Below are 13698 nucleotides of genomic sequence, written 5' to 3'. Positions count from 1 at the left end.
CGGCGACGGCCTCCCGGAAGAAGACAATGGGGCCATGGCACGCGGCAAGCTACGGATCTACCTGGGTGCGGCACCCGGCGTCGGCAAGACCTACGCGATGCTGTCCGAGGCCCACCGCCGGGTGGAGCGGGGCACGGACTGCGTCGTCGCGTTCGTCGAGCACCACGACCGGCCGCGCACCGAGGCGTTCCTGCACGGTCTGGAGCAGATACGCCGGCGCGACATCGAGTACCGCTCGCGCGTCTTCGCCGAGATGGACGTCGACGCCGTCCTGGAGAGGGCGCCGGCCGTCGCACTCGTCGACGAGCTCGCCCACACCAACGTGCCCGGCTCCCGCAACGCCAAGCGCTGGCAGGACGTCGAGGAACTCCTCAAGGCCGGCATCGACGTGGTGTCCACGGTCAACATCCAGCACCTGGAGTCCCTCGGCGACGTCGTGGAGTCGATCACCGGCGTACGCCAGCAGGAGACCATCCCCGACGAGGTCGCCCGGCGCGCCGACCAGATCGAGCTTGTCGACATGTCGCCCCAGGCGCTGCGCCGGCGCATGGCCCACGGCAACATCTACCAGTCCGACAAGGTCGACGCGGCCCTGTCCAACTACTTCCGCCCCGGCAACCTGACCGCCCTGCGCGAACTGGCCCTGCTGTGGGTCGCCGACCGGGTCGACGAGTACCTCCAGCAGTACCGCGGCGAACACGACATCAGCGCCCCCTGGCAGGCCCGCGAACGCATCGTCGTCGGACTGACCGGCGGACCCGAGGGCCGTACGCTCATCCGCCGGGCGTCCCGGATGGCCGCCAAGGGCTCCGGCAGCGAGATCCTCGCGGTGTACATCGCCCGCAGCGACGGCCTGACCTCCGCCTCACCCAAGGAGCTCGCGGTCCAGCGCACCCTGGTGGAGGACCTCGGGGGCACCTTCCACCACGTCATCGGCGACGACATACCCTCCGCGCTCCTGGCGTTCGCCCGGGGCGTCAACGCCACCCAGATCGTCCTCGGCTCCAGCCGCCGCAAGACCTGGCAGTACATCTACGGCCCCGGGGTCGGCGCCACCGTCGCCCGCGAGTCCGGCCCCGACCTGGACGTGCACATCGTCACGCACGAGGAGGTCGCCAAGGGACGAGGGCTGCCCATCGCGCGCGGGGCCCGGCTCAGCCGCACCCGGATCGTCTCGGGATGGCTGGCGGGCGTCGGCGGACCGGCGCTCCTGACCCTGCTCCTGCACGGCATGGAGAACGGGCCGGGGCTCGCCAACGACGTCCTGCTCTTCCTCTTCCTGACCGTCACCGCCGCCCTCCTCGGCGGGCTGGCCCCGGCGCTCGCCTCGGCCGCCGCGGGATCCTTCTTCCTGAACTACTGGTTCACGCCGCCCACGCACACCCTGACCGTCCAGGACCCCGAGAACTTCGTCGCCATCGTGATCTTCTTCGCGGTCGCGGTGGCGGTCGCCTCCGTGGTCGACCTGGCGGCCCGGCGCACCCACCAGGCGGCCCGGCTGCGCGCCGAGTCGGAGATCCTCTCCACGCTCGCCGGCAGCGTCCTGCGCGGCGAGACGGCTCTGGACGCCCTGCTGGGACGGGTCCGCGAGACCTTCGGCATGGAATCCGTCGCCCTCCTGGAGCGGCAGAGCGACGTCGAGCCCTGGACCTGCGCCGGATCCGTCGGCCCGGCACCGGTGGCCCGGCCCGACGACGCGGACGTGGACATGCCCGTCGGCGACCACATGGCGCTGGCGCTCTCCGGCCGTGTGCTGCCCGCCGAGGACCGCCGGGTCCTCGGCGCCTTCGCCGCCCAGGCCGCCGTGGTGCTCGACCGGCAGCGCCTGGTGGGGGAGGCGGAGGCGGCCCGGCGACTGGCCGAGGGCAACCGGATCAGGACCGCGCTGCTCGCCGCCGTCAGCCACGACCTGCGTACCCCGCTGGCCGCGATCAAGGCCGCGGTGAGCTCCCTGCGCTCCGACGACGTGTCCTGGTCCGACGCCGACGAGGCGGAGCTCCTCGCGGCCATCGAGGACGGCGCCGACCGCCTGGACCACCTGGTCGGCAATCTGCTCGACATGTCACGCCTGCAGACCGGCACCGTCACCCCGCTGATCCGCGAGATCGACCTCGACGAGGTCGTCCCGATGGCCCTCGGCGGCGTACCGGAGGGAAGCGTCGACCTGGACATCCCCGAGACGCTGCCCATGGTCGCCGTGGACCCGGGGCTGCTGGAGCGCGCCGTCGCCAACATCGTCGAGAACGCCGTCAAGTACAGCCCCGGCCGGGAGCGCGTCACCGTCGCCGCCAGCGCCCTGGGCGAACGCGTCGAGCTACGGGTGGCCGACCGCGGCCGAGGCGTCCCCGACGAGGGCAAGGAACGCATATTCGAGCCGTTCCAGCGGTACGGCGACGCGCCGCGCGGCGCCGGGGTCGGGCTCGGGCTGGCCGTCGCCCGCGGCTTCGTGGAGTCCATGGGCGGCACGCTGGACGCCGAGGACACCCCCGGCGGCGGCCTCACCATGGTCCTCAGGCTCACCGCCGCCCCGGGACAGGAACGGGCCGGCCCCGTACCGCCCGCGCAGGTCACCTCATGAGATCCCCGCGGCGCACAGCCGCCCCGTACACGTACTCCGGAAAGGCAGGCCCGCGATGACCCGGGTGCTCGTGGTCGACGACGAGCCGCAGATCGTGCGCGCCCTCGTGATCAACCTGAAGGCGCGCAGGTACGAGGTGGACGCGGCACCCGACGGGGCGACCGCCCTGCAGCTCGCGGCGGCCCGCCATCCCGACGTCGTCGTCCTCGACCTCGGACTGCCGGACATGGACGGCGTCGAGGTGATCAGAGGACTGCGCGGCTGGACCCGGGTGCCGATCCTGGTGCTCTCCGCCCGCCACACCTCCGACGAGAAGGTCGAGGCCCTGGACGCCGGAGCCGACGACTACGTCACCAAGCCGTTCGGCATGGACGAACTCCTGGCCCGGCTGCGCGCCGCCGTGCGCCGGGCGGAACCGGTCGGCCAGGATGTCGGCGACGACCTGGTGATCGTCGAGACCGAGGGGTTCACCGTCGACCTGGCGGCGAAGAAGGTCCACCGCGAGGGCCGCGACGTACGGCTCACGCCCACCGAGTGGCACCTCCTGGAGGTCCTCGTCCGCAACGCCGGGCGGCTGGTCAGCCAGAAACAGCTGCTGCAGGAGGTCTGGGGGCCGTCGTACGGCACCGAGACCAACTACCTGCGGGTCTACATGGCGCAGCTGCGTCGCAAGCTGGAGGCGGATCCCTCGCACCCCAGACACTTCGTGACCGAGCCCGGCATGGGGTACCGCTTCGAGCGGGGACGGCCCGCCCCGGAGTGATCGCGGGTCTTCACGGATCACTCGTGCGGGTCTCCGTGGATCACTCGTCCGGGTGGCGTCCGTCCGGGCCCGCCCTTACCACAGGAGACCGGTACCCTTCGGGTATGAGCGCTGTTTCCCGATCCGAGAAGTCAGGCAGGACGCCGTCCGGCCGCTTCCGCCGCATGCTCGACCGGCTGTCCAGCTCCCAGGAGGACCTCGAGTCCGAGGAGCTGCAGGAGGACACGCAGGCATCGGGCTGCACGCGCATCTCGGAGTGCTCGGACCGCCAGATCGTCAAGGTCACTGGTACCTTGCGGACCGTCACCCTGCGGCCGCGCGCCGGAGTGCCCGCCCTGGAGGCGGAGCTCTTCGACGGCACCGCGCCGCTCGACGTGGTCTGGCTGGGCCGGCGTTCCATCGTCGGCATCGAGCCGGGCCGCAAGCTCATCGCGTCGGGCCGCGTAGCCATGAGCCACGGGCGCCGGGTGCTGTTCAACCCCAAATACGAACTCCGACCGCTCGGCAAGGAGTAGCCGGTGACGTCTCTCGACAAGCCGACGTCCGATACGGACCAGCCCCACCGCACCGACCAGCAGGACGCCGACGCGAAGGCGGTCACGGAAGCCGCGCTCTTCGAGGCCTTCGGCGGCGTGCGCGGCATGGTGGAGACAGTCCTGCCCGGGCTGCTCTTCGTCACGATCTTCACCATCAACAAGAACCTGACGGCCTCGGCGATCGCCGCGCTGGCCGTCTCCCTGGCCCTCGTCGTCGTACGGCTGATCCGCAAGGACACCGTCAAGCACGCCTTCAGCGGCGTCTTCGGCGTGGCCTTCGGTGTGCTCTTCGCGAAGATGACGGGCAACGCCAAGGACTTCTACCTGCCGGGCATGATCTACACGCTCGGACTGGCCCTCGCGTACCTCGTCACGACCCTCGCGGGTCTCCCGCTGATCGGCCTGATCCTCGGCCCGGTCTTCAAGGAGAACCTCTCCTGGCGCACCAGGAACCCCGGCCGCAAGAAGGCGTACGCCAAGGCCAGCTACGCCTGGGGGCTGATCCTGCTCGCCAAGTGCGCGATCCTCTTCCCGCTGTACTGGTGGGCCGACACCACCCAGCTCGGCTGGGTGCTCGTCGCGCTCAAGATCCCGCCGTTCCTGCTCGCGGTGTATCTGACCTGGGTCTTCCTCGCCAAGGCGCCGCCGCCCATCGACGTGTTCGCCGAGATGGAGGCGGAGGAGGAGGCCGAGAAGGCCCGAAAGGCGGAGCAGAGCGCGCGGGCCGCCGAGGCCCGCCCGTACGACCTCTGAGCCGCACCCGGCACCGCACGAGTGAGGGGCCCCGGACCGTGCCACGGTCCGGGGCCCCTCATCTGCGTACGGCCGTCTGCGTACGGCCGCTCAGTCGCCGGCCGGCTCCCGGCGCACCGACAGCAGGTCCTCCAACTGCTCCTCGCGCGCCTGGGCGGCCACGAACAGCAGCTCGTCACCGGCCTCCAGGGTCTCCTCGGGGCTCGGCGTCAGCACCCGTGTGCCACGGATGATCGTGACGAGCGAGGTGTCCTCCGGCCAGGCCACGGCGCTCACCCGGATGCCCGCGAGCGCCGACTCCGGCGGCAGCGTCAGCTCGACCAGGTTGGCGTCGCCGTGGCTGAAGCGCAGCAGCCGGACGAGATCGCCGACGCTCACCGCCTCCTCGACCAGGGCGGACATCAGACGCGGCGTGGAGACCGCGACGTCGACGCCCCACGACTCGTTGAACAGCCACTCGTTCTTCGGGTTGTTCACCCGGGCCACGACCCTCGGCACGCCGTACTCGGTCTTCGCGAGCAGCGAGACGACCAGGTTGACCTTGTCGTCACCCGTCGAGGCGATCACGACGTTGCACCGCTGGAGCGCCGCCTCGTCGAGCGACGTGATCTCACAGGCGTCCGCGAGGAGCCACTCGGCCATCGGGACGCGCTCCACCGAGATGGCGGTCGGCGCCTTGTCGATCAACAGCACCTCGTGCCCGTTCTCCAGGAGCTCGGCCGCGATGGAACGGCCCACCGCACCGGCCCCGGCAATCGCGACGCGCATCAGTGACCGCCCTCCTCGGGACCTTCGGCAAAGGCCTCCTCGACCTTCGCGATCTCGTCCGTACGCATCATCACGTGGACCAGGTCGCCCTCCTGCAGAACCGTCTGCGACGTGGGCAGTATGGCCTCACCCAACCGGGTGAGGAAGGCGACGCGGACGCCCGTCTCCTCCTGCAGTGTGCTGATCTTGTGGCCGATCCAGGACGGCGTGGTGTGCACCTCGGCGAGCTGCACACCGCCGCTCGGGTCGCGCCACAGCGGCTCCGCGCCGGACGGCAGCAGCCGCCGCAGCATCTGGTCCGCCGTCCAGCGGACCGTGGCGACGGTGGGGATGCCCAGACGCTGGTAGACCTCGGCGCGCCGCGGGTCGTAGATGCGCGCCGCCACGTTCTCGATGCCGAACATCTCACGGGCCACCCGCGCCGCGATGATGTTGGAGTTGTCGCCGCTGCTGACGGCCGCGAACGCTCCGGCCTCCTCGATCCCGGCCTCCCGCAGGGTGTCCTGGTCGAACCCGACCCCGCTGACCCGCCTGCCGCCGAAGCCCGAACCGAGACGGCGGAACGCCGTGGGGTCCTGGTCGATCACGGCGACCGTGTGCCCCTGCTGCTCCAGGGTCTGCGCGAGGGCGGCACCGACGCGCCCGCAGCCCATGATGACGATGTGCACCTTGCGCCTACCTCGCCGTCCTGGTCGTCCGGATGACCTGCGAAAACACCCTGCTCACACTTCTCTCTCAGCTTGCGGGGCAAACAATGGGGCAACCACCTTCGGCGTTGCCCGTGGATGAGCTTATGCGGCGACGCCCGAGCCGCCTCATCCGAGTGTGCGTATCCCACGGGCCGGACAGCAAAGGGGGGACGGCGGAGCCCCCGGCCCCCGGAGCGCCGGCGAGGCGACGCGACGGTGTTCCGGAGGGGCCCCGGCCCTCCCGCACCGCAAGGATTTCGTTAAGGATTCCATGGACTTTTCCCATGAGGGCGGGTAACTATGAAGGTTTTCGGGGTGCGGAGGGGGTGGTGCTTCGGCGGCGTGTCCCGGGAGCGCTTACGATCCTCACCGTGTCCAAACTGACCGACGTGCCCAAACGGATCCTGATCGGCCGGGCGCTGCGCAGCGACAGGCTGGGGGAGACGCTCCTCCCCAAGCGCATCGCCCTCCCCGTCTTCGCATCCGACCCGCTGTCCTCCGTTGCGTACGCACCGGGGGAGGTCCTCCTCGTGCTGTCCATCGCGGGCGTGTCGGCCTACCACTTCAGCCCGTGGATCGCGGTCGCGGTCGTGGTCCTGATGTTCACCGTCGTCGCCTCGTACCGGCAGAACGTCCGCGCGTACCCGAGCGGGGGCGGCGACTACGAGGTCGCCAACACCAACCTCGGCCCGAAGGCCGGCCTGACCGTCGCCAGCGCCCTCCTCGTCGACTACATCCTCACGGTCGCCGTGTCGATCTCCTCGGGTGTGGAGAACCTCGGCTCCGCCATCCCCTTCGTCGTCGAGCACAAGACGTTCTGCGCCATCGGAGCCATCGTCCTGCTGACGCTGATGAACCTGCGCGGCGTCAAGGAGTCCGGCAAGCTCTTCGCCATCCCGACCTATCTGTTCGTGGCCGGCGTCTTCCTGATGATCCTGTGGGGCGCGTTCCGAGGGCTGGTCCTCGGCGACAGCATGCACGCCCCCACCTCGGACTACACGATCAAGCCCGAACACCAGGGGCTCGCCGGCTTCGCCCTCGTCTTCCTGCTCCTGCGCGCCTTCTCCTCCGGCTGTGCGGCCCTCACCGGCGTCGAGGCGATCAGCAACGGCGTGCCCGCCTTCCGCAAGCCGAAGAGCAGGAACGCGGCCACCACCCTCGCGGCCATGGGCCTGCTCGCCGTCACCATGTTCTGCGGCATCATCGGCCTGGCCATGGCCACCGACGTGAAGATGGCGGAGAACCCCGCGAAGGACCTGATCCACAACGGTTCCCCGGTCGGCGCGAGCTTCACCCAGGACCCGGTCATCTCCCAGGTCGCCGCGGCGGTCTTCGGCGACGGGACGTTCTTCTTCGTCCTGCTGGCGGCGGCCACCGCCCTCGTGCTCTTCCTGGCCGCGAACACCGCGTACAACGGCTTCCCGCTGCTCGGCTCGATCCTCGCCCAGGACCGCTACCTGCCCCGCCAGCTGCACACCCGCGGCGACCGGCTCGCCTTCTCCAACGGCATCGTGCTGCTCGCCGGGGCGGCGATCCTGCTCGTCTGGATCTACGGAGCCGACTCGACGCGGCTCATCCAGCTCTACATCGTCGGCGTCTTCGTCTCCTTCACCCTCAGCCAGACCGGCATGGTGCGGCACTGGAACCGCCATCTGCGTACGGAGAAGAACGTGGCCGCGCGCCGGCACATGATCCGCTCCCGGGCGATCAACGCCTTCGGCGCGTTCTTCACCGGCCTGGTCCTGGTCGTCGTCCTGGCCACCAAGTTCAGCCACGGCGCCTGGGTCGCCCTGCTCGGCATGGTGATCTTCTTCGGCACGATGACCGCGATCCGCAGGCACTACGACCGGGTCGCCGAGGAGATCGCCGCCTCCGACGGCCCGTCCGACGACACCATGAGGCCCTCGCGGGTCCACTCGATCGTCCTGGTCTCCAAGCTCCACCGGCCCACGCTGCGCGCCCTCGCGTACGCCAAGCTGGTGCGCTCGGACCAGCTGGAGGCGCTGTCCATCAGCGTCGACCCGGACGAGACCAAGGCCCTCAGGACGGACTGGGAGCGGCGGGGCATCGACATCCCGCTGAAGATCCTCGACTCGCCGTACCGCGAGGTCACCCGCCCGGTCATCGACTACGTCAAGGGCCTGCGCAAGGACCGGCCGCGCGATGTGATCAGCGTCTACATCCCGGAGTACGTCGTCGGGCACTGGTACGAGCACCTGCTGCACAACCAGAGCGCGCTGCGGCTCAAGGGACGGCTCCTCTTCACCCCTGGGGTGATGGTGACCTCCGTGCCGTACCAGCTGGAGTCCTCCGAGGCCGCGAAGGTGCGCGCCAGGAGGCGTGCGGACTGGAACGCGCCTGGAGCGGTACGCCGCGGCCCGGTGGAGCGGCGGCCCCACAAGGCCGGGCACATGTCCAGCCACCTGCCCGGCCACAAGGAGAGCGGACCCAAGGGCTGACCGTGCGGGCCGGCTGTGGTGAGCGGCCGGCGCGCGCGCACGTAGACTGGTGGGCTGTTGTCCGGCCGTTTCCGCTTTTCCTGATCCCTGGAGCCACCCCCCATGCAGAACGAATCCACGTCGTCGCAGACCGGGGAGTCTCTGATCGGCCGGGAGTACGAGGTCGAGGTCGGCCCCGTCGCCCACGGCGGGCACTGCATCGCCCGTACGTCGGAGGGCCAGGTGCTCTTCGTGCGCCACACCCTCCCCGGCGAGAAGGTCATCGCCCGGGTCACCGAGGGCGGCAGCGACTCGCGCTTCCTGCGCGCCGACGCGGTCACCGTCGTCGAGGCGTCCAAGGACCGGGTCCCGGCCCCCTGCCCGTACGCCGGCCCCGGCAAGTGTGGCGGCTGCGACTGGCAGCACGCCAAGCCCGGCGCCCAGCGCCGCCTCAAGGGCGAAGTGATCGCCGAACAGCTCCAGCGCCTCGCGGGACTCACGCCCGAGGAGGCCGGCTGGGACGGCACGGTCATGCCGGCCGAGGGCGACAAGCTCCCGCCGGGCCAGGTCCCGGCCTGGCGCACCCGCGTCCAGTACGCCGTCGACGAGGACGGCCGGGTCGGGCTGCGCAAGCACCGCTCGCACGACGTCGAGATCATCGACGAGTGCCTGATCGCCGCCCCCGGTGTCTCGGAGCTCGGCATCGAGAAGCAGGACTGGCCGCAGATGGCCGCGGTGGAGGCCATCTCCGCCACCGGCTCCCACGACCGCCAGGTCATCCTGACCCCGCGCGAGGGCGGCCGCCTCCCGCTCGTCGAGCTGGACAAGCCGGTCTCCGTGATGCGCGTGGACGAGAGGGACGGCGGCGTCCACCGCGTCCACGGCCGAGCCTTCGTCCGCGAGCGCGCCGACGACCGTACGTACCGGGTCGGCTCGGGCGGCTTCTGGCAGGTCCACCCGCAGGCTGCCGACACGCTGGTCCGCGCGGTCATGCAGGGGCTGCTGCCCCGCAAGAACGACACGGCGCTGGATCTCTACTGCGGCGTGGGCCTGTTCGCCGGAGCCATCGGCCAGCGCATCGGCGAGAAGGGCGCGGTGCTGGGCATCGAGTCCGGCAAGCGCGCGGTCGAGGACGCCCGGCACAACCTGAAGGACCTGGACCGGGTCCGCATCGAACACGGCAAGGTCGACCAGGTCCTGCCGCGCACCGGGATCACGGAGTGCGACCTGATCGTCCTGGACCCCCCGCGCGCCGGCGCCGGCAAGGCGACGGTCAAGCACCTCGCGGGCCTGGGCGCCCGCAAGATCGCCTACGTGGCCTGCGACCCGGCGGCGCTGGCGCGGGACCTGGCGTACTTCGCGGAGGGCGGCTACAAGGTGCGGACGCTGCGGGCGTTCGACCTGTTCCCGATGACGTCGCATGTTGAGTGCGTCGCGATTCTGGAGCCTGCTGCAAAGGGGCTCTGACCTGCAGTCTTACCGGGGTTCTCAGGCATGGCGAGATGCGCTCGGCATGTTTTCCACCGGACACGACGTGGAGCGCACGGCCGTCCAGACACGCTGCTCTGACCTGCGGTTTCACCCAAGAGCGCAGAGGTAAGCAGTCTGCGGGGGCCTTCGTTGGGAATGGTGCACGACGGGCTCGACGCTCATTCTTATGGTGTGTCAGGTGAGCCTCGAACCCAGCGCAGTACGGGTCGTCGCGCCATTATGGAGGAGAGGTTTCTTGGCTGCCGCGAGCCATCTGGCCGCCCGGGCGGATCGCCTGCGTCTCCTTCGGGTTGCGCTGTTGAGACCCTGGCGATGTCCTCAAAGGACTGCGGTCACCGGCCGGTCGGACCTTCAGGTGGGGTCCCGCGAGGGCTCGACCCTGCGATGCTGTCCACCTTCGTGACTGCTTGCGGCTGTGGAGCGCCCGTCCCTCGACCGTCCAGCCGGATCAGACGTTGGACAGCGTCGCCGCCAGCGACTGGAACCAGGCGCCGTGGGAGAACGGTTCCGGCGGGCCCACCTCCCTGCCGAGTTCGGCGGCAGCCAGGGCATAGTCCCCCTCGTCCAGGGGGAGGGCGAGCAACTCGTGCAGTTCACCCACGAGGCGGGCGACCAACTGCGGGTTTGTGGTGTCGGCGTAGTCGGCGACCGCGGCGTCGTGGCCGAGGAACTCGTCGACGATGTCCTGCGAGAACCAGCCCCCCAGCAGTTGCGCGGTCTCCGGGAAACGCGCGTGCCACTCCCAGTGCGTCTGCGGGGACGATGGCTCCGGGACGTCGCCCTCCTCGATGCTTCTCTTCAGGTGGTCAGCCAGCACTGTCAGCCAGTCGCCTATGTCCGACTGGGGCTTTCCGGTGTCCGGGATCGAGTAGAACTCACCCAGCTCCTGCCGAATGCGGCCCGGAGGATTACGGCTGTACTCACGCAGTTGTCGCTCCGCCTCCGCGACGGCCGCAGGGCGGGTATGCCACGTGTGACGGAGATACGCGTCCAGGGCGCGACTGCGCCGCTCCGGGGTGTCGTCCGCCGACTGACCCAGATACGCGCGCATCACCTGGTCCAGCTCGCCGTACCGCCGGTCGTGCTCGAGGGGCTTCATGGACATGTGCGTGCGACCCCTACAGGTAGAACGGGACGGTCGTGTGGACGACGAAGCCGAGCGGACTCGCAGGCTCGCGGCGCAGCACCACGCGCGCCGCGCGCACGTCGACGGGGCCGCGCCCGGCCAGCAGGTCGCCCTCCAGCTGGACCCGGCCCACGGGCTCCTCACGGGACGGCCAGGCTGCCTCGAGGGTGAGGCGGACCCGGGTGTTCTGAGCGAGCCAGCGGTGGACCGCCTGTTCATTGGCGGTCACCACCTGCTGTGTGGCCCACTGGGCGGTCTCCCGGTCGGGATAGGAGGCGGAACGGGTCAGCACGGGGGCATCCTCTCAGATTGCCTCTTCAGGAGCCGAGCTCCTACGGGTGGCAGGCGGTTCAGTAGTCGGCGAAGTTCCAGAACATGCCCACCTCGGTGTCCGAGACGACGATGAGGCCGTAGTCCTCCGAGTACACGCTCAGCGGGCTGTACGCCCAGCCCGACGATGTGAAGTCGAGCGTGCCGATCACGTGACCGGGCTTGTTGACGTTGGTGTGGAAACTGGCGGAGTCCCCGTAGCGCGTGAGGATCGTGCGCGCCATCGCCCGGAGCTCCGCCTCGCTTTCGGCGAAGCGACTCAGGTTGGACAGGGTGCAGCCGTCGTCCGTAAGGGCGAGGAGCAGGTTTTCGGCACTGTCCCGATCGATCTCCTGGAGACGCCTCGCGATGTACTCCGGCGGGTGGGCGACGAAGGGATACGTGGGGGACGCCTCGCGCTCCGGGTTCTGAGCCGCGTCATCGAGACCGGTCCAGCCGCGGGGGTCCGGAGCCCGTGCCATCAGAGCAAGGACGTCGAGGACCCAGTTCTCATGGCGACGCGGGCCCGTGGCGTCGTACGGGTACGCGTCCTCGTACAAGTGCCGTACCGCGGCTTCCCAGGACGTCTGGTCGACGGACATGTTGTGCTGGCCTTTCTCGGCTTTCGCTACGGCTTGGAGGGCATCGACGTCATGACAGTGAACGGAGGGTTGCGGCTGCTGTCGTAGCGGATACGCGTGTCGACGCCGCTCACGTCGTACGCCTGGGCATTCAGACCGCCCTGCTTGTACCCGGACAGCGGGTCGTTGGGGTCCACCGGCTGCTTGCTCACGCTGCGGCCACTGGTCTCGCCGCTCGGCACCGTGTCGTAGAACGACTTGACGTCGCCGTCGGAGGCCGGCGGAGGCCCTTTGATCCATGCCTCGATGGCGGCCTTGTTCGTGTTGAGGTTGCGCTCGGTCAATTCTTCGGCGCGCTGGTAGTTCGGGAAGGCGGAGGAGCCGCTGGGCATCGGCTTGCCGTGGGGCCAGGCCGCTGTCGGGCCGCCTGCCTGCTGGTCGCGCAGGCGCTGCGCCAACTGCTCGTCCGTCTTGCCGACGTGCTTGTCCAAAGTATGGCCGTTCGCCATGTATTCGTTGGCGGCGAGGTTCAGGTCGTAGTTGCCGTTCGAATCGACCTTCAGCCAGACCTTCGAGTCCTTGAATTCCTCCAGGGCTCGGGTACCGAAGCCGTGTGAACGGGCGACGCCGGCGTCGAACTTGGGTGCGCTCCGGAATGCCTCGTCCAACGGCTCCCTCAGCGCCTCCATGCGGGTGGTGAGGCCCCCCAGGATGCCGGTGTACTTGTCGACGATCCCGTTCAACTTGCTTGTATCGATGTTCAGTACGGTCTTGACGTCGAACGAAAGGACCAGGCCCGCGCCCTTGCCGATCACGGAGGTTACGGTGCCAAGGATGCTCTTGGGGTCCTTGGGCTTCGCGAGATCTTCGATGATCTCCTTGGCGGCTTTCCACATGGCGCGATGGAGCTCGTCCGCGACATCGCGGTTGAGGTCGACGGCGGCCTCGGCGTACTCGCGCAGGATAGTTGCGATTTTGTCCGCAGTGTCCTTCAGCACGGCCAGAACCGGCTCACTACCCGTGGGAACCCGCGGCGTGCCCGGACCTGAGTTGGCGGTCTGCCCCCACTGGTAGCCGTGCCGCTGCTGCCCCCACGCCGTCCCTCCCCATAGAGCGCTGCAGAAGGTCCGCATTGCGGCTTCCCAGTCCGCCTGCTGGTGGTTGGTGATGGCGCCCACCGCCTGGGTGAGCTGGTCCGCCCCCAACGTAGCGGTGATGGATACGTTCATCCAGCTGTGACAGAGCGAGTTGAGGTAGTGCTGTTGCGGGAAGGGGTGAACGTCCGCCACTCGTCCGATCCGGAACACGTTCTTGCACAGCGACTGGAGGAGGTCCCGGACGATTTCGGGTATGCCCTCCATCAGGCCGCGCAGGATGTCGTCACCGCCGTCGTCGTCGCCCCACTTGATATCGGGTACCGAGTCGAAGTTCGGGGCCTTGTCGATGACCGCGGGCCGCGGGCGCTGCTCGGCCGTCTTCCCCGGCTTGGGGTGGGCCGCCACATCTGCCCTGGTGTAGGCATTGGCCGTCTCGGTGAATCCGACTGCGACACCGCCGACGCTGAGCACGGACCGGCCCCAGACCTCCAGCCAGCGATTGCCGATCTTCTTGTACGCCCGGGCGAACTTCTCGGCCTCTGTGCCGGCACCGCCTGCGTCGGGGTACT

Annotated in this window: 12 protein-coding genes; 6 read left to right on the top strand and 6 right to left on the bottom strand. The window is 69.6% G+C overall.

Translation table 11 applies throughout. The annotated features are described in order from the left end of the window. Positions 1-34 precede the first annotated feature (34 nt). The 4 genes from ACZ607_RS08905 to ACZ607_RS08890 all read left to right on the top strand — a co-directional run bounded on the left by ACZ607_RS08905 (position 35) and on the right by ACZ607_RS08890 (position 4630). On the top strand, positions 35-2578 hold the full coding sequence (locus ACZ607_RS08905) for an ATP-binding protein (RefSeq protein WP_469733205.1): 2544 nt from the start codon (positions 35-37) through the stop codon (positions 2576-2578). Between the two features lie 55 nt (positions 2579-2633). Further along, complete coding sequence (locus ACZ607_RS08900) at positions 2634-3341, top strand: response regulator (protein ID WP_469733203.1); 708 nt, start codon at positions 2634-2636, stop codon at positions 3339-3341. A gap of 104 nt (positions 3342-3445) precedes the next feature. After that, positions 3446-3856 (top strand): OB-fold nucleic acid binding domain-containing protein, encoded by a 411-nt coding sequence (locus ACZ607_RS08895; protein WP_099176550.1) that lies wholly within the window; start codon positions 3446-3448, stop codon positions 3854-3856. 3 nt (positions 3857-3859) lie between these two features. Then, complete coding sequence (locus ACZ607_RS08890) at positions 3860-4630, top strand: DUF3159 domain-containing protein (RefSeq protein ID WP_469733200.1); 771 nt, start codon at positions 3860-3862, stop codon at positions 4628-4630. 90 nt (positions 4631-4720) lie between these two features. Here the strand turns inward: ACZ607_RS08890 and ACZ607_RS08885 are convergent, their stop codons facing one another. After that, positions 4721-5398: a potassium channel family protein gene (locus ACZ607_RS08885; protein WP_099176552.1), complete on the bottom strand. Its 678-nt coding sequence runs from the start codon at positions 5396-5398 to the stop codon at positions 4721-4723. Beyond that, positions 5398-6066 (bottom strand): potassium channel family protein, encoded by a 669-nt coding sequence (locus ACZ607_RS08880; protein ID WP_014153600.1) that lies wholly within the window; start codon positions 6064-6066, stop codon positions 5398-5400. The genes ACZ607_RS08885 and ACZ607_RS08880 overlap by 1 nt, the downstream gene beginning before the upstream one ends. Positions 6067-6458: 392 nt before the next feature. On the opposite strand from ACZ607_RS08880, the gene ACZ607_RS08875 reads away from it, so the two are divergent. Together ACZ607_RS08875 and ACZ607_RS08870 are read left to right on the top strand one after the other, a co-directional pair. After that, positions 6459-8546 (top strand): APC family permease, encoded by a 2088-nt coding sequence (locus ACZ607_RS08875; protein ID WP_469733197.1) that lies wholly within the window; start codon positions 6459-6461, stop codon positions 8544-8546. Between the two features lie 102 nt (positions 8547-8648). Beyond that, positions 8649-9992, top strand: coding sequence for a class I SAM-dependent RNA methyltransferase (locus ACZ607_RS08870; protein WP_469733195.1), 1344 nt, complete (start codon positions 8649-8651; stop codon positions 9990-9992). 472 nt (positions 9993-10464) lie between these two features. Here the strand turns inward: ACZ607_RS08870 and ACZ607_RS08865 are convergent, their stop codons facing one another. From ACZ607_RS08865 to ACZ607_RS08850, 4 genes are read right to left on the bottom strand one after another with little or no spacing between them, the layout of a single operon-like run. Next, positions 10465-11121, bottom strand: a complete 657-nt coding sequence (locus tag ACZ607_RS08865; RefSeq protein WP_469733193.1) for a contact-dependent growth inhibition system immunity protein — start codon at positions 11119-11121, stop codon at positions 10465-10467. A 13-nt stretch (positions 11122-11134) separates the two neighbouring features. Next, on the bottom strand, positions 11135-11434 hold the full coding sequence (locus ACZ607_RS08860) for an RNase A-like domain-containing protein (RefSeq protein ID WP_037830470.1): 300 nt from the start codon (positions 11432-11434) through the stop codon (positions 11135-11137). 58 nt (positions 11435-11492) lie between these two features. Beyond that, complete coding sequence (locus ACZ607_RS08855; RefSeq protein WP_469733191.1) at positions 11493-12053, bottom strand: hypothetical protein; 561 nt, start codon at positions 12051-12053, stop codon at positions 11493-11495. Positions 12054-12079: 26 nt separating this feature from the next. Further along, entirely contained in the window at positions 12080-13600 is a 1521-nt protein-coding gene (locus ACZ607_RS08850; RefSeq protein WP_469733189.1) for an RNase A-like domain-containing protein, read from the bottom strand. Between the last annotated feature and the right edge of the window lie 98 nt (positions 13601-13698).

This window comes from Streptomyces sp. NPDC104381 (genome assembly GCF_055583745.1).
The sequence above is the reverse complement of the archived record's forward strand: the minus strand, read 5'-3'. Positions and strand labels throughout refer to the sequence as shown.

Bases quoted from the DNA above. Each gene is read 5' to 3' on its own strand.
- ACZ607_RS08905 (WP_469733205.1), top strand. From the start codon at position 35: ATGGCACGCGGCAAGCTACGGATCTACCTGGGTGCGGCACCCGGCGTC.
- ACZ607_RS08900 (WP_469733203.1), top strand. From the start codon at position 2,634: ATGACCCGGGTGCTCGTGGTCGACGACGAGCCGCAGATCGTGCGCGCC.
- ACZ607_RS08895 (WP_099176550.1), top strand. From the start codon at position 3,446: ATGAGCGCTGTTTCCCGATCCGAGAAGTCAGGCAGGACGCCGTCCGGC.
- ACZ607_RS08885 (WP_099176552.1), bottom strand. From the start codon at position 5,398: ATGCGCGTCGCGATTGCCGGGGCCGGTGCGGTGGGCCGTTCCATCGCG.
- ACZ607_RS08870 (WP_469733195.1), top strand. From the start codon at position 8,649: ATGCAGAACGAATCCACGTCGTCGCAGACCGGGGAGTCTCTGATCGGC.
- ACZ607_RS08865 (WP_469733193.1), bottom strand. From the start codon at position 11,121: ATGTCCATGAAGCCCCTCGAGCACGACCGGCGGTACGGCGAGCTGGAC.
- ACZ607_RS08855 (WP_469733191.1), bottom strand. From the start codon at position 12,053: ATGTCCGTCGACCAGACGTCCTGGGAAGCCGCGGTACGGCACTTGTAC.